The organism is Streptomyces griseoloalbus (assembly GCA_014650015.1).
Taxonomy (GTDB): domain Bacteria; phylum Actinomycetota; class Actinomycetes; order Streptomycetales; family Streptomycetaceae; genus Streptomyces; species Streptomyces griseoloalbus.
Genome location: BMUD01000008.1, coordinates 291714 through 314833 on the forward strand (window position 1 = coordinate 291714; position 23120 = coordinate 314833).

Below are 23120 nucleotides of genomic sequence, written 5' to 3' on the forward strand. Positions count from 1 at the left end.
GTTCAGCGACGTGGCCCCGTGGTGGGCAGCGGTGGCCCGACGACGGCCGACGGAGACGACGGTTCGGGTACGCGGCCCGAGGCGTGCGGTGCCTGCCCGGAGCGGGCGACAGCGGCCTGGGCCAGCCGGACCGCCGGGGCCTCGGCCACGGGCACGGCGGCCTCACGAGCCTCGACCACACGCCTGATCGCCTGTAGGTACGCACGGCTCTCCGCGTGGGCGACGCGGAGGCTGGCCGCCGATTCGGTGATCCGGTCCAGCTCGTAGAAGTCCGGCACGTACCCGCGTCGGGTCAGAGCGTGCAGACGGTCCTGGTGGGCGGTCACCGCGTTGTCGGTGATGGCCAGGGCCGTACGGATGTGCATGGCCGAGCGCAGGAGCGGGTCCTCGCTGGGGCGGCGGACTGCGAGGACCTCCAGAGCTTCGATGGGCCGGCCCCAGGCTTCCTCGATCATGGTCGTCGCCTGGTCGAGCATGGTGGTGGTGGGCATGACGGAACTCCCGTTGTGCAGGGACGGTTTCGGGTGGTGCGGTATCCCGGAGAGGCCCGGGGCGGCCGGAGTCAGCGGCCGTGCCGTGACGCCGAGGGACCGGTCGGCAGCCGGACGGTGGTTGTGGGCGTGAGGCTGCCCGAGCGGTTCTGCACCGCACCCGCGGAGCGGCTCCGGGCGGCCATCACCCGGAGATCGGCTGCCGTGCGCGGAGCCCGCGTGGCACGGTGGACGGCCTGGGTGACCGCCGTACGGCGTACGTCCAGCGGGGTCGGAGCGCGGGAGACCTGAGCATTGGCGGTCGGCATGACCGAGGCCACCGGGGTCATCGTGACCAGGTGCTGCATCCGCTGGTCGATTTGGTGCCGTTCACGGATCACCGGGGCCGACTCCGCCATCACGGCCGCTGTCGCGGCGATCAGGTGGGACGGGGTGCGAGCGGTGAACACGGCCTTCGCCCGAGTGCCCCACCCCGGTGGACCAGCCCACAGGGTGACGGTCTCGTCGTCTGGGCCGTGGTCGCGCCTGTCGATAACGGCGCCGGCCTGGCCGTCGGGGGCGACGATCTCGATCGTGCCGGGCGAGTCGGGGACGCCGCGCGTCCAGCCGGCATCCGTCAGTGGCCGGACGGCGTCAGTCCAGTAGACCGAAGGGTGCGCCAGGAAGCGTCCGTTGCTCTCGTAGGCGTCGGCCTCGGCGTAGTCGTGGGCGAGCGCGGTGGTGAGGCCGGCGACGATCTCGGCCGGGGTGACGTGGTTGAAGGTGGCGGTCCAGCGGGTGGCGGAGGCGGCCTCGGTAGCCGCGCTGATCTTCCACAGCTCGAAGTCGTCGCCGAACCAGCCGATCCTGATCCGCTGGTCGGGCGAGGTGACGAGGAGCTGACAGGGCCCCTCGTCGAGGTAGTGGTGTGGCCAGTGGGCGACGGGGGCGAAGCCGGCCTCGCCGGTCCCGTTGAAGCCGGCCAGATACATGGGGCTGACCAGCACCTCTTGGTACCGGTTCGGGTCATCAGGGGCGTGCATGGTCGAGGCTCCGGAAGTGAAGGAGGGGAACACGCCCGCGTGCGCGGCAGGACGAGCGGCTGAGCGCACATGGACGCCGTGGCAGTGACGAGTGGTTTCTGGTTCTCACGACGTCACCGACTCCGGCCCGGTGCCGGCTGGGCGGTCAGGGCCGCCAACACCCGCGGCTGGGGCGCGTGGCTGAACATGACGTTCGGCGCGGCGGCGCTCCGCCGCAGGGCCGCCGCGGTCCGGGCACTGTCCGTCCCCGCCCCCAGCGGGACGCTGGTGCGGGTGCGCGTGGCCGTCGCTGCCGGACGTGGGACCGACGCGGCCCTCCGCAGGGCGACGGGCTCGCTCCAGTGCTCGACACTTGCGTAGACGGCCCCCAGCGCCTGGCCAGCATCGGCCAGCACGTAGGGGTCACCGTGTCGAGGGCCCGTCCGGGCGACCAGGCCGTCGGCCTGAAGCCGGAGGAGCCGCTGCCGCGCGAGGCCATTGTCCAGACCGGCCTTCTCGACGATGTGCACGAACCGCATCGGGCCGCCGCCCGAGTCGAGGACCTGGATCACGGCGGTCGAGTGCCGAGGACGCAGCCGGCGCAGGGCGTCCTCGACACGTTCGGCTTCGGCCATCCGGCCTTGCGGCAGGTGGGCGCGGGACCAGTCCGACACCGTGCGCAGTACGGGAGCCAGAGACGTGCCGAGCGCGCTGAGCTGATACGGCGCTCCGCGACGGTCGTCGTCTCGCGTCACCAGTCCGTCAGCGTGCATCGTGGCCAGCCGCTTGCCGACGAACTGCTCGCTGAGGAAGGGGAACTGGGCGGCGACGTCGCGCACGCGCATGGGACGGTTCTCCTGGGCCAGGGTCATCGCTGACCAGGTGGTCCACTTCGGTCCGATCCGGGCAAGCGCATCCTCGACGCGCTGAGCGTCGATCGCAGCGATGGAGAAGGTGGGGGGCTGTGCGGGGGCGGGCATAGTGGCGTCCTGTCGGGGTGGGGTCAGCGGGAGCGGGAGGACGTGGGGGGCGTCCTGGCGACGGGTGCGACGGCTGAGCGAGCAAGGGCGCCGGAGCTGGCCGGGGTGGTGCTGCGGCCGAGGGCGGCGGACACACGGGTCGTCGTCGCGCGAGCGTCACGCAGGGCGGCTTCGCCCTGCGGTGTGAGCGAGAGGAGCTGGCCGGGCCGGTACAGGTTCTCGCTGGTGTCCTGGTGCAACAGCCCCTCGGAGACCAGTCGTTGCACGGTCTCTGACCAGATCGCCGGGGCCTGTCGCTGGGTCTTCTCCCGCGAGACGTACGCGTCCTCGCCGATCGCGGTCCGGCGGAACCGGACGTCGCCGGCCTCAACGGCTTCGAGAGCCACGAGTCGGCGCTCCCTCGCGACGACCCAGTCGTCATCCCGGTCGGAAGTCGTCCTCTGGGCTGGCCCTGGGCCCTTGTTCGTCGAGCGTTGAGCCGAATCCGGCGCGGGTAGAAGACGCCGGTAGGTGGAGATGGACGCGAGGAGCTGGCCGTAGGCCCGGTCCTGCTGCGCGAGAAGGTCTCCGAGTCCGGGGACCGCGGTCCGCAGCAGCGCGTACGACACCCGCGCACCGTCGAGTTCACCGCGACCGACGGGTTCGAGTAGCCGGAGAGCGTCCTTGGCCGCGTGCGTCACCCGGCTGTGCAGTTCGTCCAACTCGTACGCAGCGCCGATCACCTGCGTCACAGCCCGGTACAGCGGATCACCGAGGCGGTACGTGGTGTTGAGTGTGCTGACGTCGGTGACGCCGAGCGTCTCGGCGACGAGGTGGGCTCCGGGGTGCGTGGTCGCGTCGTACGGGTTCACTCCGCCGCCTCCATCCGGGCGAGCAAAGAGCGGACCAGCGTGGGGAGGCCCTTGGGCCCGTCGCCGAGCCAGATCTGGTCGCCTGCCTCGTCGAGCACGTACGCGGCGTCTTCGAGCAGGCCACTGGAGATCTCCATGCAGGCGTCGGTGATCCGGGAAGCGGCGAGCAGCGACTGGGAGAGGACCTCGACGTAGTCGTCCGGCGCGAGACCGGCGGCCTCGGCCGCGGTGCGGATCGCCTGCAGCTCCAGTGCGCTGAATGCGAAGTCGAACTCGTCGTCCCGCTCGGTGTCGCCGGACGTGGCGACGGCCGGGTTGCTGGGCTCCGTGGGGATGCCTACGCGGGTGCAGATCTCGTCGACCGAGGCGGTCAGCTCGGCGAGGGACTCGGTGAGCCACCCCAGCGCGGAGGCGTAGGAGGCCAGGGCGAACAGGCCCGCCGGCGTGGCGGGGCGCGGCTCGGCAGCCACGAACTCTTCGAGTCGGTCGTTCAGCTCGCCGACCACCCGGGGCCCGGCGGCCAGCGCGCCCAGCACGGGGTGCAGGTAGGAGCGGGTGGCGGCCGTCGGGTACTCGGCGGTGAGGATGACGGAGACGCTCTGCGCGGCATCGGTGAGGAGGTCCGCCAGCTCTGTACGGGGCAGCGGGGCGCGGTCGGTGGTCATCGCTGGGGAACCTTTCGGGGCGCAGCAGCCGGGGGAGGCGCCGTTGTCGGAGGGTTTGCTTGGCTTGCCGTCAGCCGGCCGAGGGTGGCGGACGACCGGGACCGGGCGGCCTGCACGCGGGCCTCCGTGGCGGAATCCGTCTCGACGTTCTGTCGGGGGCCGGTGCGCAGGTGGGCCGCGTGGTAGACCGCGTAGTCCTTGCGGCTGCCGGCGGCGACGAGGTAGATCTCGCGCCTGTGGGTCGAGGTCGGCGGGGCCGGGCGGAACTGGATGACCATCCGGTAGGCGACGGAGGGGTCGACGTAGACCTTGTGGAAGCCGGCGAGACGCCCCTTCAACGGCAGGCAGTCGTCGCTGCCGTGGACCAGGTTCTGTAGCTCCAGCAGCGCCAGGTCGCGAATTTCGTCGGGGAGTCGCCGCAGGTCGGCGATGGCGTCGGGGTGCGCGGCGAAGGCGAAGCGGGCGTGGCTCACAGCAGCCTCCCCCGTACCGGACGCCGGACCGGTCCCGCCGGGGTCGTGCGGGGTGCGTCGAGGCCGGTCCGCGGCGTCGCGGAGGCACCGGCCGACCGGGCGAGGGCGATGCGGGCGATGCGGGCCCGGACGACGGCGCCGTCGTGATCGCTGTACTCCGGTGGCTCGGGCAGCGGCCCGCTGCGCTCGTCCAGCCAGGTCTGGGCGGCACCGACGTCGGCGAAGGCGCCCTCGCGCACCGTGTACGTGCCGGCGTCGTGGTCCCACTCCTCGTGGAAGAGACGAACCGGTGCCTGGGCGGCGCGGGAGTCGCGGACAAGCGTCCACGCCTCGCTGGGGTCGTGGTCGGAGGTACAGGTGTCGAGGACCTCGTAGCGCGTGCCCGACCTCTGGATCTGCTGTTCCACCTGAACCGTGAGGTCGTCGGCGGGCTCGGCGTGGTCGCCACCTCGCAGAGCGGTTCGACCGAGCGGGCAGCCTCGTTCTGCAAGCCAGTTCTGGGCGAAGGACGCCGTGGCGTGGCGGCTCGTCTCGAACGTGAACGTGGACCGGCTGAGATCCCGTGCGACCGCGATCGCAACGAGCTGCGGCTCGCCGGGCACCCCCCACGTGACCGACCGGTCGTGGGCGAGGACGAAGCTGTGGGAGCCGTTAGGCGCGGTGTGGTGCTGGGACAGCACCGTCAGGTCGCCGGCCCGGAAAGCCTCCATCGCTTCCTCGGAGGTTTCGTCTGCGGGCACGAGGTCGGCGAGGTCGAAGTCGAAGGCGTTCACGCCGTCACCACCGTCTGCTCGGGCGCCGGGATGGCCAGCACACGATGGTTGGGGCGGCTCACGCTCGTCGTGCAGGCCGCGAAGGGCCCGTCTGGGGCACGCAGGTGCGCCAGCGTCTGGTCCAGGTGGTCGCGGTGCCAGGTCGACGGGCCGGACAGGCCGGCCTCCGTGTCGGTGAACTGCTGCCAGGCGAGCCAGAGCGCGTGGAGCCGTGCGACGGCTTCGGGGTGCTCGTGCCACTGCGCGCACCACGGACGGCTCGTACTGATCTCCCGGCCGTACACCGGGAGGAAGAGGTGGTTCACCCAGTCGCTGAGGGCGGCGAGCTCGACGGCGTACGCCTCCCCGCCCAGGGCGAGGATGAACACCGAGGCGGGACCGTCGGCCTGCCTGTCGTCGGCCGCCTCGGCTTCCGGGGCCTCGTCCGCCGGCTGGCCGGCAGCGGATTCGGGCTCGGAGCCGAGGCGGTCGAGGAGGAAGCCGTGCTGCCTGACCTCGGCCATGGTCTTGGCGAGGGTGCTGGCGAGGTCGTCGAGGTCTCCGTCGGAGACGCGGAACGGCTCGGGTCCGGGGGTGGTCGGGCTGGTGTCGGGCATGGGGGTGTGCTCCATCTGTGGGACGGCGACATGCCCGAGAGGATCCGGAGAAACCGCGGGTTGGTCCGGCCGGAGAAACGCGGTAGTGGAGCGCTACTCGCCCGCGCAGCGGGGACAGCGAGGGAAGGCTGGTGCCAGCAACTGCAACGCCCGAGCGGCTTGTTGCGGGACCACGCCGTTCCCGAGCGCGGTGAGCTGTGCCGGACGCCCGAGCCCCGGGGTGGCGGTGACCCAGCCGGCGTCGAGGCCCTGCATCCACTCCACGAAGTCCGCGCGGAGCCGACCAGCCGCGTCCGTGGGGGCCGGGGCGGGACGGGTGAGCCTCTCCCATCGGGTGATGGCGGCTCCGTACGCTCCCCATCGCCGGTCTGTTCCCCGGCCTCCGGCGACTCCTCCGCCCAGAGCGGCAGGACCACCGCCGACAAGGGGGTTCGCCATCCCTCCCCGGGACGGCGGCCCGGTGTGCCCGTGTCGCCGGCCCTCGGCGTGGGCAGCAGTGACGCCGCCGCACTGGGTAGGGTCATGTCGCCGTTGCCGTGCCGCTGGTTCGGCGAGCCCTTGGTCCCGTCCGACGCCTTCGGGGTCGGCAGCAGCAGCCACTCGACCTCGTCGGCCAGGTTCGGCCCGTGACCCCCGCTCTTCCTCTTCGACGGATGCTGCGAACCGCCGTTCCTGCCGATGTTGCTGGTCGGCGTCTTCAGCAGGATGTCCGGTGGGCCAGGCGGCGAGGAAGACGCGCTCGCGGCGGTGCGGGGCCCCGACGTCGGAGGCGCGAAGCACGAGCCACTTCGCGTCGTACCCGATGTCGGCCAGGGATCCGAGTACGGCACCGAGTGCCCGCAGAGCAGGCTGACCTGCGGTGTCTCCCAGACACCACGGGCAGGGTTCCACGCCGCCAGGGGCACCGGCGAGTGAGGTGAGAAGGCCGCGCACATTCTCGATCACAACCAGGCAGGGTCGGAGGGCCTGGACCGCACGGGCGACGTGCAGCCAGAGCCCGGAGCGGGTCTGGGCGTTGAGTCCGGCCCGGCGGCCGGCGACCGAGACGTCTTTGACAGGGGAAGCCGGCCGTCAGGACACACACCCGCGGGACGGCGAGCCAGTCGACGGTGGTGATGTCGCCCAGGTTGGGGACGCCGGGCCAGTGGCGGGCCAGGATGCGCGAGGCGTTCGGATCGACCTCGGCGTGCCAGGCCGGCGTGCCACCGAAGGCGGACTGCACGCCCAGGTCGAGGCCGCCGTACCCCGAGCAGAGCGACCCGATCAGCGGGGGACGCGCCGAGGCGACGAAGGCCGACGTCGTGGCGCGATGGGCCAGTGCAGCGGAGGGAGGGGTGTTAGTCAACGCGAAGTCCCTGAAGAGGAAGGGGAGGTGTGCTGGGTGGTGAGGTGTGAGGGGTGGCCGCGCGAGGGCAGCCGGGCGGCGGCCGGCGTGGGGTCGGGGCCGGTCAGGGTTGGGGGTGATGCGGCTGGGTGTGGCGTGCTGCGGGCGCGGGCGGCCTGCACCCGGGCGGGAGGCGGTCCGCCCGCTGACGGAGCGGAGGCCCTGGGCTTCGGAGCCGGGCTGCCGTTCGCGGTCGCCCAGCGGGCACGCACCTCGTCGAGCGGGCCGAGCGCGTGCAGGGCGTGGTTGATCAGCCGGCCGGGGCTCAGGGCCTCGTCCTTAGCCAGGGCCCGGATGGCACGCGCGGAGGCGGCTGCGGTGCGGGTGAGAGAGGAGCGCATCACCCGGTGCCCGAACCAGTCGGCGCTGCCGGGGACCATCCCGTCGCAGACGGCGGTCAGTCGCTCGCTCGACAGGGTGCCGTCGGCCAGGAGGCCGCGCCGCTGGGCCTCCCAGAGCAGGGTGATCCGGTCGATGGGTTCGCCCCGGTGGTGCAGCGGGCTCAGGCACCGGTAGAGCTGTCCGTGGGCCGGGTCGGCGAAGTCACCCGGCCGTAGCCAGGCCACCACCTCGTCCATGGCCCTCGGCTGCTCGGTGAGGACGGCCAGGAGGAACCGCTCGTCCTCGGCGACATGGTCGGCCTGGACCGGCGGCGGGACGGCCGAGGCGACAGTGGGCGCACCAGTGGGCGCGGCCGGACGGGGGTCGGTGCCCCAGCGGCGCGCAAGGTCGGTGAGCACTCCGTTCAGGACGTCCGCCGTACGCAGCGCTCCCTCGACCTCGCCCTGGACGGCGTCGGCCCGAGCCGCCTGGTGGAGACGGATCGCGTGCTGGGCGATGGTGCGGTGGATCGCCCCCTCCAGCACCATGCGGCCGTACACCGGGGCGTGCTCGGTGCGTGGACACGCCTGGACCAGGGTGTGGGCGTACGCCGCGGTCAGCCCTCGCACGTGCAGGCCGGCCTCGTCGACCGCGTCGGTCACCCACGACAGCGGCACCGGACCATCGGCCGAGAGCGCGGGGTGACCGTCGCTGCGGAGCTTGCGGAGCGCGCCGAACAGCGCCTGGTGGACGGGCCGGTAGAAGTGATCGGGTGCGAGCCAGTCCAGGTACGAGAGCTGGTCGGGGTCGAGGAGCACGGCACCGAGAACCGCCTGCTCGGCACTCAGCAGCGGGTTCATCGACGGTCTCCCGGATCAGGTGCCGAGAGCTCGCTCTGCCGGAGGCGGAGGCCGGCGACTGCCCGGTCGGCAGCAGCCATCGCCTGGGCGAAGTCGTCCAGGACGGTGGTGAAGGCGGGATCCGAGGCGGGGACCGAGCCGGTCCTTCCGATCAGCCACCACTGACCGCTGCGCAGAACTACCGGAGAACGAGGCAGCCGCCGGGGACGCGGCGTGGGCGCGTTCATGCTGACAGCCCGAGGTCGTCGTGGCCGATGTTCTTCGCGAGGGCCCGCTCGGTGATCGCCTTCGTGGCGCGGGCGGAGGCCGGACCGACCACCTTGGCGGAGGGCTCCTTGTACCAGGGCTTGAGGTCGAGCATGGCGACCCGGATACCGGTGGCCAGCAGCAGCACCTTGCCCTTGGGCAGGGCGCGGATCGCGTCCGGCGGCAGGATCCGCTCGGTGCGCATGCTCACCGAGGTGGACTTACCGCCCTCGCTGGTGGACACCGAGGTGGTCTGGACGTCGTGGTCGCCTACCTGCCTGCTGAGACGGTCGGCGAAGTCGGCGTCGTCTATACCCGATCCGATGATCTTGACGGTGGCGGCGGAGTACAGGGCGTCCATGCCGGCCTCGCCCCAGCACCGCTGGCCCTGCCGGTAGGACTGCAGGATCGTCATCGGGATCACGCCCCGGCTGCCCAGGTGGCTGTACAGGTCCGGGAGGTCCGAGATGCGGCACACGTTCGCCGCCTCGTCGAGGACGCACAGGGCGGGCGGGTCGAGCCGGCCGCCGGAGCGCTCGGCGATGATCACGGCCGCCCGCATCACGGCATCGGCCGCCGCCGCGATGATCGCGCTGGCGCTGCCGCCGCCGTCCTTGCTGAGCAGGTACAGGGTGTCGCGGGAGGTGGCGAAGGCGAACGGCTGGAACTCGGGGAGGTCCTCGTCCGGCGTGACCCAGGCGGCGACGTCGGGGTCGAGCAGGCAGCTCGCGTACTGCCGTGCCGTTTCGTAGATGCCGTCACGGGTCTCGGTCGCGCCGGAGACGGTGCCCTGGAGCTGGGCGGCGACCGCGTCGTGGCCGGCGTCGGTGAGCAGGTCCACCGGGGTGCGGTCGGCCGGCATGGCGAGCCAGGCCAGGACGTCGGTGATCGGCCGCCGGTGGCTGGCGGCGGCCAGGAACAGGGCGCCGAGGGTGTTGCTCGCGGCGGTGGACCAGAAGTCGGAGCCGCTGGACTCGTCCACGCTCGCGGTGACGAAGTGCCCGGCCAAGCGTTTCGCTCCGGCGAGGTCGCGGGCGTCGGCGAGGATGTCCCACCACATCTCGCGGGGATGGTGGGCGATCTGCTGGGGGTCGAGGGTCCACATTGTGCCGACCTCGGCGCGGGCGTCCACGGTGGCGGTGAAGGCGTCGTTCGCGGCCTTGTTGCTGGTGAGCAGGACCGGGCCGGGCGCCGAGAGGATCGCTGGGATCGCGAGCCCGGACGTCTTGCCGGAGCGCGGAGCCATGATCGCGACGATCACGTCCTCCCAGGACGCGCGGACCTCGGCACGACCGGGGTCGAGGGTGCCGAGCAGGATGCCGCGGTCAGCGGGGGCTACCTCTTTACCCTCCAGGCCGCCCAGAGACGGACGCAGACTCTTCGCCTTGGCGACGATTTCCTTGTCCAGCAGGGGTGCCAGGTCGGCCTTGCGGGCGAGGCCGGACTTGGAGGCGCCGCGCCAGCGGATCCACAGCACCGCTCCGGTGGTAATCAGGGCCATGGTGAGCATGCCGGGAACGACGCGGGCCCCGACCAGCAGCGCGGTGGTGCTCAGGTTCGGCCACAGCACGTCAGGGTGCAGCAGGGCGTCGGTGGCGTGGAACGGGGCCCACGGCCCGTTTCCTGTGAGGGTGTTGGTGAGGTTTCCGGTCAGCCAGGCGAGGGAGCCGAAGGCCACGGCGGCGCCGAGGACTCCGAACAGGAGGTGGAGGAGCGCGTCCGACCCGGCGGTGGTCGAGGGCGCGCTGGTGCGAGGGGAGGGCACGGCGGTTCCTTGGGTGTGCGAGCGAGCGGGCGGGGGCGGGGCGCGCTCGGCTCTCGTGCAGCGCATGGGGCTACTCCTGGGGGCTTGAACGGAAACGCTTCAGCGAGGGCGGCCGGCGGGGCGCGTGGCAGGCCGGCGGTGACGAAGACGACCTGGGTCACCGCCGGGGGCCCGAGAGGCGCGGCGAGTGTCCGGCCGCGTTGGGCCGCGCCGTTTCGGAACCGGGCGCCGAGGAGACCTTGGCCTTGGCCGCTGCGGGCGACGTGGCCAGAGCGGCACTCCGGTGATCGCGCAGCGTCCGTGCCGCGGTGTTCACCTCTGACGCGGTGCCGACGCGGCGCAGCTCGGCCTCGGAGTCGATGAGTTCGGACTGCGCCGAGCTGACGAACTCCGAGGCGAAGCCGAACCGATCGGCGAGTGCGTACGCCTCCTCGTCCAGGTCGTTGACCTGTTCCCCCACCGCCTCCAGCGCCTCCCGGACACGCCCCAGAGCACCGTGCTCGGGGTGAAGGAGGTGGCCGACCGCCTGCTGGAGGTCGGCCCCGTTCTCGGCCGCCCGGATCCGGTCCGTGATCCTGAGGAGTTCCGCGCCGGCGGCGTAGAGCCCGAGCGGATGCACCGGAGAGCTCATCCAGACCGTGTCGAGAGAGGGCGGAAGATCGACTTCGTAACGGGCGGCGCGAAGCATCTCAGCCGCGTGGGTGGCGATGGCGACCTTGTCGGCGAGTGGGGTGGTAGTGGGAAGACGATGGCGCCGGCCGTGCCAGTCGTCGATCTGCTGAAAACCGGCGTGCCTGAGGAGCTGGGCGGAGAGGCCGTCGGTGGCGCCCTTGGCGACGACGCTGCCGTTGAGCTCGGACTTTATGGTGATCGAACGTGTAGGCAAGAAGGTTCCTGGGCTCGGGGAAAACAAGGGACCCGGATGATCGGGGCAGCAGGGAGAGAATCCGGCGCATCCGGGATTTGGCTCGGCCGGGGATCGCTGGTAGAAGCCGCAGGCAGCTTGGGGCCCCGGCGCGCCAGTGGCGGAAGGAGGCGGGTGCCCCGCCGCAGCGGGGCACCCGGTCGGTCAGAAGTAGGGGTTCTCGGCCGGCCGGTCGGCCCCGGTAGCGGCTTGGAGCAGCTCGGTGAGGTCGTCCGGTTGGGAGGAACGCTGATCGATCCACCACCCGGCGCGGGTGACGGTACGAGCGCTCTCCTCGATCCCCTCCCACTCCGCCTCGCTGGTTTCGCCCTCGGTGACCAGCGTGGTGTAGGCGGCGGTCAGGATCTGGTGGCGACAGCGCACACCCCAGGCGACGGCTCGCTCGGTCCCCTCCAGGGGAGGCATCCGGTACTGCTCGGACCAGGCTTCGGACGCGGCCTGCTCCTCGGCGCGCTTGGCCTTGAGCCAGGCGGCCCTGTTCTGCTCGTCGCCCTCTTTGGAGGCACGCCAGCAGTCGGTGCACTCCTGCCTGGCGAGCCATTCGGCGAAGCCCGCCCGGCGGTCGGCCGGTCGGTCGGACAGGTCGCGGTCGGCATGGTGACCGCAGGTGTGATCGATCGGCCAGATGGTCTTCACGGCCATGGGAAGCCCTTCTTACGGGAGTTGGATCAGCGGTCGCGTGAGAACGCGATGCGGGGGTCGACCGGCCGGACCGCCGCCGCGGGGACGACGGGGGCGGGGACCGGCGCCTTGCCCGAGAGGCCGACGCGGGCCGGGCTGGCGGCGAGAGCGGCGGCACTGATCGGAGATGCACGAGGTGGGACCCGGCCGCGTGCACGGGGCGCGGCCGGCGCGGCAGCAGGGCGGGGACGTGCTGCTACGTCCTGAGCAAGGCGGGGCTGCACTGCGACCCGTAGACCCGACCGGTGCAGGGCCAGCGTGGCGTCGGCCACCTTCCCCAGGGCTTCGCCGCGACCGGTGGTGGAGGGCAGTGTGTAGATGTCCAGGCCCGAGTCGTGCCGCCAGCCGTGCTCCACCAGAGCCAGCCCGGTAAGGCCGGAGGCACGGTCGTCGAGGGCAGCGACGATGCCGAGCTGTGGGTGCTCGGCGATGGCGACGTCGGGCTCACCGAGCGGGCCGCGGTCGCGGACTGGTGCCGTGTCGGGTGTCAGAGCGGGGTCGAGTGCGGCGTCCGCGTCAACCCGGTAGCCGGCCTTGCGCAGCAGTTCGATCGCGCGGGTCGTACGGCCCTGCCCGTCACGGTTCTGGTTGGCCAGCGCGTACAAAGTGGGCTGGTTTGGGACGGGGTGGAAGTCGAACCCCTTCAGCATCCACGTGCTGGCTGCGAGGTTCTTCGGGTTCGCGGCGACGATGCCGTAGACGGGGTGGTGGCCGAAGGCCAGATCGGGCATCGCGTCGTAGTGGCTGGGCACGGCAGATCCATCCGGGGTGAGCGCGGTCGGAGGTGTGGGCGGCGAGGGGCGAATCGCTTCTGCCGGTGCGGTACACGAAGGGCTCCAAGGCGGTGGGTGGTCAGCGACCGGGGACGGACGAGGGGCGTGCGGGCGGCAGCGTGGTGCGCGCGGACGACTCCGCCAGAGGACCGGCCGGGAGCGCGTACTGCCCCGCCGACGGCGAAGGGGCGAGAGCGGCGCTCACCCGGGACGAGGCAGGGGGCAGCGGATCCGATGCCGGGGGGACAGGAGACGAAGCGGGCGGGACGCCACGGGCGCCGGGAGCGGACCGGGTGAGAGCCACGCGCGCCCGTTCGGCCTGCGACGGCCGTTCGGCGTCCGCCCGGTCGGCCAGGTACTCGCCGGCCCGGACGAGCGCAGGGCCCTGGTAGGACAGCTCGTGCGCGTAGTGCCAACCCTCGGTGTTGCGGTGCTCCTCCGCACGCTCCTGGTAGAGCTGGAGCGAGCCCGGTTGCGAGCTGTCCATGAGCGCCATGATCTGGTCCCACTCCTGCCGGAGCTGACTTGCTCGGACCAGGGTGGTGCCGATCTCGCGCAGCCGGCGCAGGTCGTCGCTGATCGGCCCCTCGACGTAGTCGGGGCCGTCGGCGGCGGCGCGGACCTCGGCCAGCACCTCGGGTCCGTGGTCGAGGAACACCTCGGCGTGCTTCCACGCCTCGGCGTCGCGCTTGACCTTGCCGTCCGCGTAGGCGTCCTCGTCGAGGGGCCAGCCGTCCGTGTCGCAGAGGGAGTCCGAGACCGCGTCCCAGGCGTCGGACGCCTCGTTGATGCCGACGGCGGCCAAGGCCAGTGCCGGGAGGTGCCGCCGCCACACCAGGGGGTCGGTGGCCACCGGTGGCTGGCTTTTACCGGAGGCGGGAGAAGTGGAGGAAGCAGACATGATCGATCCTTGTGCCTGTGCTGGTCGTCCGGTTGGGTTATGTCTCTACTCCCGCGGGTTCGATTCCCGCGGGCACGTTGTTGTGACCTGCAGGTGCAGGCCGGCGGGGGTTCACTCGGCGGGATGAAGAATCCGTCGTTCCGTCGGAAATCCTGAAGTCCTGGCTGTATCTCTGACGTATGCGCCAGTTCTGTGAACCGAGCGGCCGATGACCCTTGCTGTCGTCCGTAACCTGGCCTCGGCCCGAGCCCTGCTTACGGCCGAGGAGGTCGAGGTCTTCGAGCAGGAGATCGTCGACCAGTACGCGTTGGCGATGGCCGCCGCCGGCCTGACCGATGGCTACATCGGGAACAGTCGGTCGGTCGTGATCGACTTCGCGCGCACCCTGTCGGGTCCTCTGTGGACGGCCACCTGCGACGACGCGGACCGGTTCCTGGCGGGCCTGCGACGGCTGGGTAACACCGCCAACACCCGTGCTGGCAAGGCCGGTACGGTGGCACAGTTCTTCGACTTCGTGATCAGCCGCTACCAGGGCGACATCCATGCGCTGACGGGATACGTCGTCGAGCGCCGATCGACGAATACAACCGGCCTCCGGGCCGGACGGCAGGGGAACTGCGCATCCCTCCGTCCGACACCGAAGTCGACCTGCTGTTCCGCCAGTGGCGCGCGAGCATTCCCGAGGCGCGTAAGTACCTGCCTGCGGCGCGGAACTACTTCGCCGCCTCGCTCTGGCGACGCCTGGGCCTGCGGATCAACGAGACGGTCATGCTCGACATCCGCGACTGGCGCCCCGATCTCGGCGAATTCGGGAAGTTGCATGTCCGGTTCGGCAAGGGCAGCAGAGGCCGCGGTCCCAAGCCCCGGCTGGTCCCCGCCATCAACGGCGCGGATCAGCTGATCGACTGGTGGTTGGCCGAAGTCCGCCACCAGTTCGGGGCTGACTGGTCGGATGCGGACGCGCCGATGCTGCCCAGTGAGCGTCACGACGAACTGCTCAACCGGTGTGCGCGGGTCGGCGACGATGCCCTGCGTCAGGCCCTGAAGACCCAGACGAAGCTGTGGCTCCCTGCGTGGGCCGGCCACCTGACTCCCCATGTTCTTCGGCACTACTGCGCATCCTCTCTGTACGGCGACGGCATGGATCTCAAGGCACTTCAGGAGCTCCTCGGACACGAATGGCTGTCCACCACGACCCGCTACATCCACGTGCGCAGCGAGCACATTGCACGGGCGTGGACACAGGCCAATGAGCGGCTCGAAGCTCGATTCGGAATGGAGGTGTGACCTCGTGCGCTGGAATCTGCGGATGAAGGCCGCCGAGCGCGGCATCTGGAAGTCCACGGACATGCGCCGCCAACTTGCCGCAGCAGGACTGGAGATCAGCGCGGGGAAGATGTCAGCGCTGTGGACTGGCACCCCGACCACGATCCGCCTCGATGACCTGGACATGATCTGTGCCGTACTCGACTGCGATCCCACCGCGCTGCTGATCCGAGAGCCCGAGAAGGTCGCCGCCCGCCGCCCCCAGCCGCAGCAGGCTGCGTCCGCCACGTCGGACACATCCGTGGTGGTCACGCCGAGGTTCGGACGTCCCCGATCGGAACCGCCCCTGTGAGCACTCCGCCGCCCTCGAAGTGCGCGATCTGCCAGGTCCACCGTGTTGCATGGACCAAGCCGCGGATGGATTTCTGTTACGAGTGCCTTCCCGGGGGCCCGGTCGCGCCGCCTCCGTGCCGAAGCTGTGGGTCCCGTGACAGGTACTTCAGTCAGGGCCAGTGCGACTCGTGCCACCCCGGCGCCCCGATGTATCCCGGGGCGTGCCGTAGCTGCCTGGCCTGGGGGGTCTATCGCGCCCACAGCTGGTACTGCTGGAGCTGCCGCTGGTGGGCGACCCACTATCCGACGGCCGAATGCATGGTGTGCGGCTTCCATACCACGATCGGCGATGCTGGAATGTGTCGCCTGTGCAGCGTGGAAGGACGCCGTGTGAAGGAACCCGGCCGGGCTGTAGACCTCGCAGCGGTCCGCCGCAACGGCCAGCAGCTCTACCTGGCCAACCTGCACCACACATACGTGCCGCGCGGCAAACGGCACCGCTCGCACGGTGAACCAACAGACGTTGGGCCACTCCAACGTCGCCTCGATGTAGCTGAGTTCACTCCACTGAGATGGAGGCAACTGCTGCTGTTCCGCATGCCACCGAACCAGAGCGCCCTGAAGCGACGTATCGCCGTCCCCGACACCGAAATGCTGGCCTACTGCGACTCCGTCCTGCGCGAGCACGCCGCCCGGCACGGCTGGAGCAAGAAGCTCACCAACGAGGTCAAACGCTCCCTTAAACTCCTGCATGCCCTCCAGGACACCCCCGGGGCGAAGATCCATGCCAGCGACGTCCTCGAACTGCCACGGATCGGCGGCACCGCGCTGTCGACCCTGGAAATCCTGGCGGCGGCCGACCTGCTCATCGACGATCGCAGCCTGGCCGTACGGCACTACTTCGCCAAACACACCGCCGACCTGCCGCCGACGATGGTCAGTCAGCTCCAGACGTGGCTCGACGTCATGATCGAAGGCAGCCAGCAGGTGCCTCGCAGGCGTGCACGGCACCCGCAGACCGCGCATCTGCATATCCTCGGCATGAGCCCCATCCTGCGAACGTGGGCGGAAACGGGCCGCCAGTCCCTGGCTGAGGTCAGCCGCAAGGACTTCGTCGCCGCTCTCCCAACCAGAGGGGCGCACCGCAACTTCGCCGAGCAAGGCTTCCGCTCGCTGTTCAAGGTCCTCAAATCCCGAAAGATGATCTTTACTGACCCGACGCGTGGCGTTCCCATCACTCCCGTCAATGCCACAGTGCCCCTCCCGCTGGACAGCGAGGCCATCCGCAAGGCACTCAATTCGCCCGACCCCGCCGTGGCCCTGGCCATCGCGCTCGTCGCGTTCCACGCGGTGACCAGCCCGCAGCTGGCTGCGATGCAGCTGACCGACATCCGGGACGGACGCCTCATCCTGCAAGACCGAACAATCCCGCTGGCCGGCCCGGTCCTGACCCGCCTGGCCGCTTACCTGGACCACCGGACGAAGACCTGGCCCACGACCCTTAACGCGCACCTCTTCGTCAACCGGAAGACCGCACCGCGAACCACACCCGTTAGCCGGAACTTCCCCTGGATCGCAGCCCAGCTGAAACCACAGGCTCTGCGGGAGGACCGCATCCTTCAGGAGATCCACGCAACCGGCGGGGACGTCCGACGCATCTGCGACCTGTTCGGACTCTCGATCACCGCCGCACTCCGCTACGCCAACACCCTGGACCATCCTGACCTGGTCAACGGCGCCATCGGCAACTCGGTGGCCCCCGACGCGAATCATTGAGATCTTGGGTGGGCGGTGATCAGCCGAGCTGCCCCCATCCCAACTGGAGGATCCGCCCGCGTGACAGGCCCCAAATCCGAGCGCACCCTCACCTACGCCGCCGAGCTCACACGCGAAGACATCATCGCCTTGGAGACGTTCCTCAACACGCAGCTGGGGCGGGTATACGAGGCAGTGGGTAGGACTGGCGAGACCTCCTTCGCCATGCAGTCCCTGCTCATCCTGGTGAGTGACTCGGCCGGGTTCCTGCATACTCTCCTCCGGCTGGAGCGGCCCGATCCGTGGCAGCGGGCCGCGATCGTGCGTGAGTGGCAGCGATTGCGCAGCACCGCGCATCCCTTCAACCACTGCGACGGTTTCGATCACGACCGCTGGTGGAACGAAGTGCGGCACTACGACGCCACCGATGAGAGGGCGGAAAGGGAGCGGATTCTCCGGTTCGTCGATGAAGCTGTTCTCGACGAAGGACGGGGGCCGACCGTATGAGGTGTTCCGATAGTGGACGTGTGGTTCGCGTATCGCGCCTCGGCCCAACCGAAACACCCCTTGAGTAAGGGGCGTCATCGGCCCATCACCCTTGGGTGAACGCCTCGGCCTGCTGCCAGGTCAGCGGCCGGAGGTCGAGCTGGGCACCGACGGCCGCGGTCTCCACCACGGCGCAGGCGGTGCGCAGTTCGTCCTCGGAGTCGGCCGAGACGGTCAGCAGCCCGGTCAGGGCGACGTCGGCGTGACCCGCGATGAGCTGTCGCTCACGTGCCTTGATGTCCTGGTACTCGATCGAGTCCGCCTCGGAGTCGACCTGGCCGCGCCGGGCCCGCTCGGCGGCGTCAGCAAGGACGCTGGACTTCCTCCGCCGGACGTCGCGCAGGGCGGCGTCCAGTCCCTTCGGCTCGTAGGAGAGCGACAGCGTGCGCCGGACCCCGCCGGTGAACAGCAGCTGGTGCAGGAACCCGGCCGACGCCTCGGTCCGGGGCCAGTTCTCCACCCAGTACGTGGCGTGGACGGCCGAGTCGGTCGCGATGTGGTCCGCCTTCTCGACGACCACGACGGGTCCTGCGGCGGCGGGGTCGGCCTCGGGACGGCCGGCGGTGGACCACCGGTCCAGCGTCGCCAGTGCCCTGGGGTCGTAGGCGGTGCGTACCACGGCGGCGATCTCACGGGCGGTGAGCCAGCCGGTGGGGGTGAGTCCGGCGGTCCGCGCGGCCTGGTCGAAAGTGGAGGTGAGCTGCGCCAGGACGCCGAAGGCACCGGTGAGGCCGCCGCCGGCCTGGTTGATCAGCCGTCGTGCCGCCTTGGTGTCCAGGGACACCGCGACGTACGCCTCGTGCGGGGCGGCTGCCGGGCCCGCGCTCTGGATCAGCTCGTTGTAGATCGCGCCGGCCATGGGGGTGTCGGGTCGGCCGTGCTCTTCCCAGTAGCGGCGAAGCGCGTCGCCGGAGTCCGGGACGGTGCGCTCGATCACCTGGATGCGGGCGATCTGCCCGGTGCGGGCGAGCGTGGCCAGCGCGCGGCCCCAGCCGCCCACGTTGGCCTGCTGGGTGCCCGGGTCGAGCAGGGCGTAGGCGCGGGAAGAGACCCTGACCACCGCGGTCAGCGTGCCGGTGTGTGGGTTGTGGACCGCGCCGTAGTGTCCGTCGGGAGCGGTTACCACGCGCAGGCTGGCGGCGGTGCCAGGAAGGTGGAGCAGTCCTTCGCGGGTGGGCCGGCGGGAAGGCCGGGCGAGCCAGACGAGCTGGCCGCGCATCCGGCGCAGGGCGTAGCGGGCGACGATCGGAGCCCAGTCCGCCAGGGCACGGCCCCGGTGGCGGACGAAGACGAGGAGGGCGATGACGGCCCACAGCGGGATGAGCTGGAGTGCGCCGGCCACGCCGCGCGTGAGGACCACGACAAGAAGGAGAAGGCCGGTGAGGCCGGTGACGGTCAACTGCGGGGCGGTCAGGCCGAGCAGAACGCCGCGCCTGCTGCGGTGGGGGAACTTCACGGTGGGCGCGGGGGACTGGTGCTTGCCGGACATGGTGTTTCCAGACGTGGGAGCGGGCGGATGACGAGGCGCGCGACGCTCTTCTGGAGGTCATGGCGAGAAATCTCCTGCTGGTCGGGTGAGGTGGGGGCGGACCGTGGAGTGCAGCCCGCCCCGTGGATGGTGGGTCAGGAACCCGACGGCGGCTGGGTGGGGAAGACCCAGTTGGCCGGCGTGGAAGAACCGGCGGTCGACGGTCCGGCGGGAGACGGCGGTGCGGCCGGGGCGCCGGAGGACGAAGACGCGGGACCGGCAGGTGGCATGGAGGTCATGCCACCGCCCGGAGCCGATGCGCCGGCGAGATGACCGGAACCACCCGCGGCGCCTTGGACGGTCCCCTCGGACCCCTCCGGCTCGTCCTCGCCGGGACGCGTGATCAGCGGCGGAATCCCCGGGCGCTGGATCAGGGCCCGGCCCTTGTCACCGGTGGAGTTCGGGTCTTCGCCGTACCGGAAGCGGGTCTGCGGCCTGGGCGGGCCGGCGTCGATGTCCTCCTTGCTGAGGTTGCCGCCGGAGGGGTTGATGCCGGAGGCGACACCGTGGGTCCCCGCACCGGGGACCCAGTTCGGACCCTGCGGTGCGGGGGTGCCGGTGCCGGCCCGCAGTGCGAGGCTGCCCGCGGTCTTCGCCGCGCCGGCGGCGACCGCCATGCCGGCGACTCCGGTGCGGTGCATGTCGTCGTGGCCGCCGCCGTCGCTGGCCCAGTGGACGAACTTGTACGTCGCGTACGGGCAGAGCAGCACCAGGACCATCACGACGATGCCGGCCATCGCGTCGGACAGGGCCGCCATCCCGTCGCCGGCGTCGCTCTTGCCCATGGCGGAGACGCCGATGAGGAAGACGACGGTCATCAGGAGCTTGGAGACGATCAGGGTGCCGGTGGCCTCGATCCAGCCGCGCCGCCACCGCTTGGCGACCTCCCAGCCGCCACCGGCCCCGGCGAACACGGCGAGCGCGACCATGATCAGGACGCCGACCTTGCGGGCGACCATCACGCCCCAGTAGAGGAAGGCGCCGATCGCGCACCCGAAGGCGACCAGTGCGGAGACGCCCCAGCCGAGGCCGTACATGGCTCCCATCTGGTCGACCTTGACCACGCGGCGGATCGCGTCGTCGATCGAGGTGTTGGCCGCTTGGAACAGCCCGTCGGACAACGCGTCGACCACGGTGACGGCGACGGTGGTGAAGGCGATGGCGGAGAAGCTGAACAGGACGCCGGTCATGGTGCCGAACGTGGCCTTGGCGAGGGCGCGTTCGTCACGACGCCAGGCCGCGGTCATGAGTTGGATGCAGAAGATGCCGACGGTCAGGGCGAGCCCGATGGGCAGCAGCAGCTCGTAGTTGTCCCGGAACCACCCGGCGTTGAGGTCGATGGCCGTCGTCTTGTTGACGGCCTTGGCGGCCAGGTCGGCCGCGCTGGCCGCCAGTTCACCCGCCGACTTCGCGATCCACGCCCCGAGGCCGTCGGTGACGGTGCCGGCGGGATTGGTGGCGAAGTCGACGGCGCCGCAGACCTTGTCCATCAGCGGGAAGTCGCAGACTCCCATGGTTCGTACCTCCTTACTGAGGCGGGGGTCAGGGCGCGACGGACGGCATGACGCCGACCAGGGCGCAGGGGTGGTCGGGTCGGCACTGGACCGCGAGGGTGGTGGACCGGCTCTCCGCGCCGCCCGCCGGCGAGCCCTTCCAGGCGATCGACTGCTTTCCGGAGACCGTGACGGCGTAGACGTACGCCTCGGTGATCGCCCCGGGGTCGGCCTGGAGGGCCTGGGTGAAGGCGTGCGGGAAGTGCCCCTCGTTCACCTTGGCGGTGGCGAACTGGCCGTTCGCGGCCATCTCCTTCCACAGCACGGGCGAGGGGACGACCTTGTCGACGGAGGCCGGATCGGCGTACTTCGACTCCTTGGTCAGCCAGCCGCGTAGCGCCTTCCGCAGCTCCGGCTGCGAGTAAGCGCGGGTGTCGTACGACCACAGCGCTGCGGCGGCTGCCTTCCCGTACTTGATCGGGTCCTGGGTCTTCGGCGGGACGGGAAGTGCATGGGATCGCGCGTGCGGGCCGGCCGGCGCCGTGGGCGAGGACGACGCCGCGGGCGAACTCGGCAGTGGAGCGGGAGCATCGGAGGGGCTCCGGCCGTCGCGGGTGAGGTACGCGGTCAGGCCGGCGAAGGCGACGAGCACCGCCAGGACGGCGGTGCCGACCAGCGCCCGGCGGCGCACGAGGGATGCACCGCCGGGGCGGGTGGAGCGCTGAGCCATTAGTGGACCTGCGTCCCGAGCGTCGAGAAGAACGCCACCACGCCGTTGGCCGCACCGAGCAGAAGGGCCGCGCCGGCGCTCACTAGCACGCCCTTCTTCCCGTTCGCCTCGGCCTGGTGACCACCGGAGTGGTGGCCCCAGGCCCACACGCCCGCGCTGACGGCGAGGGCGCCGACCACGGCGATGAGTCCGAAGAGGTTGATCGAGCCCATCACCTGCTTGAGGACGTTGAGGCCCGGCAGACCGCCCTCGTTCGGCTTGATCCCGGGATCGTAGGCGAGCTGTATGACCTGGTCAGCGAGATACAAGGGGAACTCCAGTTCGAATGAATGCACGCCGAAGCCCGAGCGGGCGAAGCAGTGCTGCGGGAGGAGAGGAGGGAGGGGAGGCGCCGGTCAGACGACTCGGCGGGCCGCGAGAATCCGCGTTTTCCAGGACGCGAGGGTCGTGATCCGCACCACGTCACCGGTGTGCGGGGCGTGGACGATCAAGCCATGCCCGATCACCATCCCGACGTGCTCGGGCACGGCGGCCGTCCCTTCGGTGAAGAGGAGGTCGCCCGGCTCAAGGGCGTCGACCGAGACGGCCTTGCCGTCCTTGACCTGCGTGTACGTGGTCCGCGTCAGGGTCACCCCGGCGGCCTTGTATGCCTGCTGCATCAGGGACGAGCAGTCGCAGCGGCCCATCGGGTCGGTGCCGTGGGAGTCGGTGCAGCTCCCACCCCACTGGTACGGAGTGTCGAGCTGACCCAACGCCCACCGGATCGCCGTCTGAACCTCTCGCGGGGCAGTGGCGGGGATCTCGTACTCGTCCGGCAGCGCACCGGCCGGGATGGTGCCGAAGTCCGTCCCGCTCCCGTCCGCCGAACAGCGGCCCGCGGCACTGGGTGAAGGACTGCTTGCGTCGGCCGAGCCGGACGGCGAAGGACCCGGCGACGGGTCGCCGGCCTTCTGCAGCAGGGGCTCGATCGCCTTCTGCAGGGCGGTGGCCAGCGGCTCCCACTTGGCGTACGCATCTGGGAAACCCGACTTCTGCACTGCTTGGGCGGCCTGAGTGATGGACAGGGACTGCCAGCCGGAGACCTTCTTGAGTCCTTCGTAGAACTTGGTGCTGGCGTGCACCGGGTCGAGGATCTCGTTCGCCGTTCCCCAACCCATCGACGGCCGCTGCTGGAACAACCCCAGCGAGTCGCGGTCGCCGTAGGTCAGATTCCGCAGGCCGCTCTCCTGCAGGGCGGTCGCCAGGGCCACGACCTGTCCCCGGGCGGGGATGTCCATCGCGACGCCCGTGGCCTGGATCGTCTTGGCGTTGGGCACCTGCTCGGCCGGGTCGTCCAGGCCCGGCACAGAGACCGAGCCCTTGTCGCCGCCGTCCAGGATGGCCATCACCTGCTTGGCGACGGCGGCGGTATCCACACCCTGTGCAGCGTCGGTCGAGCACGCGGCCGAGGCGGTACCGGCGCCGATGGCGAGGATCGGGAGGGCCAGCAGCAGCGGGCCAGTCGCGCAGAGACCGAGGAGGGCTCCGGTCGCCTTCATCGCCGCCGCCGTTCATCAGGATGGCGGTGACGGCCAGGTGACAGCGGTGGGTCGGGGCGCGGGTGTATCAGGGCATGCTGCATCGCAGCGGCTCCTCGGTGTTCGTAGGAGGCGCGGTGCCGACTTCTCGTGCGAAGCCGCCAGCACCGCGCCGATGCGCATCCGCCTCTCGGGCGGGTCCGGGTCTGAGGAGGTGGTGGCTCCTGGACGCCGGTTTCAGGTCACGCGGCAGTCAGCCGCGCTCG

General features: G+C 70.9%; 24 protein-coding genes and 1 pseudogene. 4 read left to right on the plus strand and 21 right to left on the minus strand.

Features of this window, described 5'->3' with window-relative positions:
* Positions 1-2: 2 nt before the first annotated feature.
* From IE178_RS15200 to IE178_RS15270, 16 genes and pseudogenes are all read right to left on the minus strand, one after another.
* Positions 3-491 carry a hypothetical protein gene (locus IE178_RS15200; protein WP_193512626.1) on the minus strand — a complete coding sequence of 163 codons (489 nt, stop codon included), beginning with the start codon at positions 489-491 and terminating at the stop codon, positions 3-5.
* A gap of 71 nt (positions 492-562) precedes the next feature.
* Positions 563-1513, minus strand: coding sequence for an SPDY domain-containing protein (locus IE178_RS15205; RefSeq protein ID WP_193512627.1), 951 nt, complete (start codon positions 1511-1513; stop codon positions 563-565).
* 113 nt (positions 1514-1626) lie between these two features.
* Positions 1627-2472, minus strand: coding sequence for a winged helix-turn-helix transcriptional regulator (locus IE178_RS15210; protein WP_193512628.1), 846 nt, complete (start codon positions 2470-2472; stop codon positions 1627-1629).
* A 23-nt stretch (positions 2473-2495) separates the two neighbouring features.
* Positions 2496-3323: a large ATP-binding protein gene (locus tag IE178_RS15215; RefSeq protein ID WP_193512629.1), complete on the minus strand. Its 828-nt coding sequence runs from the start codon at positions 3321-3323 to the stop codon at positions 2496-2498.
* Positions 3320-3988 (minus strand): hypothetical protein, encoded by a 669-nt coding sequence (locus IE178_RS15220; RefSeq protein ID WP_193512630.1) that lies wholly within the window; start codon positions 3986-3988, stop codon positions 3320-3322. Before IE178_RS15220 ends, IE178_RS15215 begins: the two co-directional genes overlap by 4 nt.
* Positions 3985-4461, minus strand: coding sequence for a type II toxin-antitoxin system RelE family toxin (locus IE178_RS15225; protein ID WP_193512631.1), 477 nt, complete (start codon positions 4459-4461; stop codon positions 3985-3987). The genes IE178_RS15220 and IE178_RS15225 overlap by 4 nt, the downstream gene beginning before the upstream one ends.
* Complete coding sequence (locus IE178_RS15230; RefSeq protein WP_193512632.1) at positions 4458-5234, minus strand: glycosyl hydrolase; 777 nt, start codon at positions 5232-5234, stop codon at positions 4458-4460. The genes IE178_RS15225 and IE178_RS15230 overlap by 4 nt, the downstream gene beginning before the upstream one ends.
* Positions 5231-5830 (minus strand): DUF4913 domain-containing protein, encoded by a 600-nt coding sequence (locus IE178_RS15235; protein WP_193512633.1) that lies wholly within the window; start codon positions 5828-5830, stop codon positions 5231-5233. The genes IE178_RS15230 and IE178_RS15235 overlap by 4 nt, the downstream gene beginning before the upstream one ends.
* A 93-nt stretch (positions 5831-5923) precedes the next feature.
* Positions 5924-6820: a DNA cytosine methyltransferase gene (locus IE178_RS15240; protein ID WP_369075346.1), complete on the minus strand. Its 897-nt coding sequence runs from the start codon at positions 6818-6820 to the stop codon at positions 5924-5926.
* Positions 6821-6941: 121 nt separating this feature from the next.
* Positions 6942-7052: pseudogene (locus tag IE178_RS35965) on the minus strand (DNA cytosine methyltransferase); the annotation flags it as partial.
* A 119-nt stretch (positions 7053-7171) separates the two neighbouring features.
* Entirely contained in the window at positions 7172-8395 is a 1224-nt protein-coding gene (locus tag IE178_RS15245; RefSeq protein ID WP_193512634.1) for a DnaB-like helicase N-terminal domain-containing protein, read from the minus strand.
* Positions 8396-8618: 223 nt separating this feature from the next.
* Positions 8619-10406, minus strand: coding sequence for a type IV secretory system conjugative DNA transfer family protein (locus IE178_RS15250; protein WP_193512635.1), 1788 nt, complete (start codon positions 10404-10406; stop codon positions 8619-8621).
* Between the two features lie 157 nt (positions 10407-10563).
* Positions 10564-11292, minus strand: a complete 729-nt coding sequence (locus IE178_RS15255) for a hypothetical protein (protein ID WP_193512636.1) — start codon at positions 11290-11292, stop codon at positions 10564-10566.
* A 183-nt stretch (positions 11293-11475) separates the two neighbouring features.
* Positions 11476-11973 carry a hypothetical protein gene (locus IE178_RS15260; protein WP_193512637.1) on the minus strand — a complete coding sequence of 166 codons (498 nt, stop codon included), beginning with the start codon at positions 11971-11973 and terminating at the stop codon, positions 11476-11478.
* A 26-nt stretch (positions 11974-11999) separates the two neighbouring features.
* A complete protein-coding gene (locus IE178_RS15265; RefSeq protein ID WP_193512638.1) occupies positions 12000-12764 on the minus strand; it encodes a hypothetical protein in 765 nt (254 codons plus the stop codon).
* A 100-nt stretch (positions 12765-12864) separates the two neighbouring features.
* Positions 12865-13638: a hypothetical protein gene (locus IE178_RS15270; protein ID WP_438874379.1), complete on the minus strand. Its 774-nt coding sequence runs from the start codon at positions 13636-13638 to the stop codon at positions 12865-12867.
* An 801-nt stretch (positions 13639-14439) separates the two neighbouring features.
* Here IE178_RS15270 and IE178_RS35970 point away from each other — a divergent pair.
* The 4 genes from IE178_RS35970 to IE178_RS15290 all read left to right on the plus strand — a co-directional run bounded on the left by IE178_RS35970 (position 14440) and on the right by IE178_RS15290 (position 17547).
* Entirely contained in the window at positions 14440-14973 is a 534-nt protein-coding gene (locus IE178_RS35970; protein ID WP_318280071.1) for a tyrosine-type recombinase/integrase, read from the plus strand.
* 4 nt (positions 14974-14977) lie between these two features.
* A complete protein-coding gene (locus IE178_RS15280; protein WP_193512639.1) occupies positions 14978-15304 on the plus strand; it encodes a helix-turn-helix domain-containing protein in 327 nt (108 codons plus the stop codon).
* A 371-nt stretch (positions 15305-15675) separates the two neighbouring features.
* Positions 15676-17061, plus strand: a complete 1386-nt coding sequence (locus tag IE178_RS15285) for a site-specific integrase (protein ID WP_318280068.1) — start codon at positions 15676-15678, stop codon at positions 17059-17061.
* 60 nt (positions 17062-17121) lie between these two features.
* Complete coding sequence (locus IE178_RS15290) at positions 17122-17547, plus strand: hypothetical protein (protein WP_193512641.1); 426 nt, start codon at positions 17122-17124, stop codon at positions 17545-17547.
* 85 nt (positions 17548-17632) lie between these two features.
* On the opposite strand, the gene IE178_RS15295 is transcribed toward IE178_RS15290, so the two are convergent.
* The 5 genes from IE178_RS15295 to IE178_RS15315 all read right to left on the minus strand — a co-directional run bounded on the left by IE178_RS15295 (position 17633) and on the right by IE178_RS15315 (position 22875).
* On the minus strand, positions 17633-19075 hold the full coding sequence (locus tag IE178_RS15295; protein WP_193512642.1) for an SCO6880 family protein: 1443 nt from the start codon (positions 19073-19075) through the stop codon (positions 17633-17635).
* 134 nt (positions 19076-19209) lie between these two features.
* Positions 19210-20628, minus strand: coding sequence for an SCO6881 family protein (locus IE178_RS15300; protein WP_193512643.1), 1419 nt, complete (start codon positions 20626-20628; stop codon positions 19210-19212).
* 28 nt (positions 20629-20656) lie between these two features.
* Positions 20657-21337, minus strand: a complete 681-nt coding sequence (locus tag IE178_RS15305; RefSeq protein ID WP_193512644.1) for a hypothetical protein — start codon at positions 21335-21337, stop codon at positions 20657-20659.
* Positions 21337-21645: a DUF6112 family protein gene (locus IE178_RS15310; protein ID WP_023421641.1), complete on the minus strand. Its 309-nt coding sequence runs from the start codon at positions 21643-21645 to the stop codon at positions 21337-21339. Before IE178_RS15310 ends, IE178_RS15305 begins: the two co-directional genes overlap by 1 nt.
* Before the next feature lie 87 nt (positions 21646-21732).
* The gene (locus tag IE178_RS15315) at positions 21733-22875 is read right to left on the minus strand and encodes a C40 family peptidase (protein ID WP_193512645.1); all 1143 of its coding nucleotides are present in this window, start codon (positions 22873-22875) and stop codon (positions 21733-21735) included.
* Between the last annotated feature and the right edge of the window lie 245 nt (positions 22876-23120).

Bases quoted from the DNA above. Each gene is read 5' to 3' on its own strand.
- IE178_RS15200 (WP_193512626.1), bottom strand. From the start codon at position 491: ATGCCCACCACCACCATGCTCGACCAGGCGACGACCATGATCGAGGAA.
- IE178_RS15205 (WP_193512627.1), bottom strand. From the start codon at position 1,513: ATGCACGCCCCTGATGACCCGAACCGGTACCAAGAGGTGCTGGTCAGC.
- IE178_RS15210 (WP_193512628.1), bottom strand. From the start codon at position 2,472: ATGCCCGCCCCCGCACAGCCCCCCACCTTCTCCATCGCTGCGATCGAC.
- IE178_RS15220 (WP_193512630.1), bottom strand. From the start codon at position 3,988: ATGACCACCGACCGCGCCCCGCTGCCCCGTACAGAGCTGGCGGACCTC.
- IE178_RS15235 (WP_193512633.1), bottom strand. From the start codon at position 5,830: ATGCCCGACACCAGCCCGACCACCCCCGGACCCGAGCCGTTCCGCGTC.
- IE178_RS15245 (WP_193512634.1), bottom strand. From the start codon at position 8,395: ATGAACCCGCTGCTGAGTGCCGAGCAGGCGGTTCTCGGTGCCGTGCTC.
- IE178_RS15260 (WP_193512637.1), bottom strand. From the start codon at position 11,973: ATGGCCGTGAAGACCATCTGGCCGATCGATCACACCTGCGGTCACCAT.
- IE178_RS15295 (WP_193512642.1), bottom strand. From the start codon at position 19,075: ATGTCCGGCAAGCACCAGTCCCCCGCGCCCACCGTGAAGTTCCCCCAC.
- IE178_RS15300 (WP_193512643.1), bottom strand. From the start codon at position 20,628: ATGGGAGTCTGCGACTTCCCGCTGATGGACAAGGTCTGCGGCGCCGTC.
- IE178_RS15305 (WP_193512644.1), bottom strand. From the start codon at position 21,337: ATGGCTCAGCGCTCCACCCGCCCCGGCGGTGCATCCCTCGTGCGCCGC.
- IE178_RS15315 (WP_193512645.1), bottom strand. From the start codon at position 22,875: ATGAAGGCGACCGGAGCCCTCCTCGGTCTCTGCGCGACTGGCCCGCTG.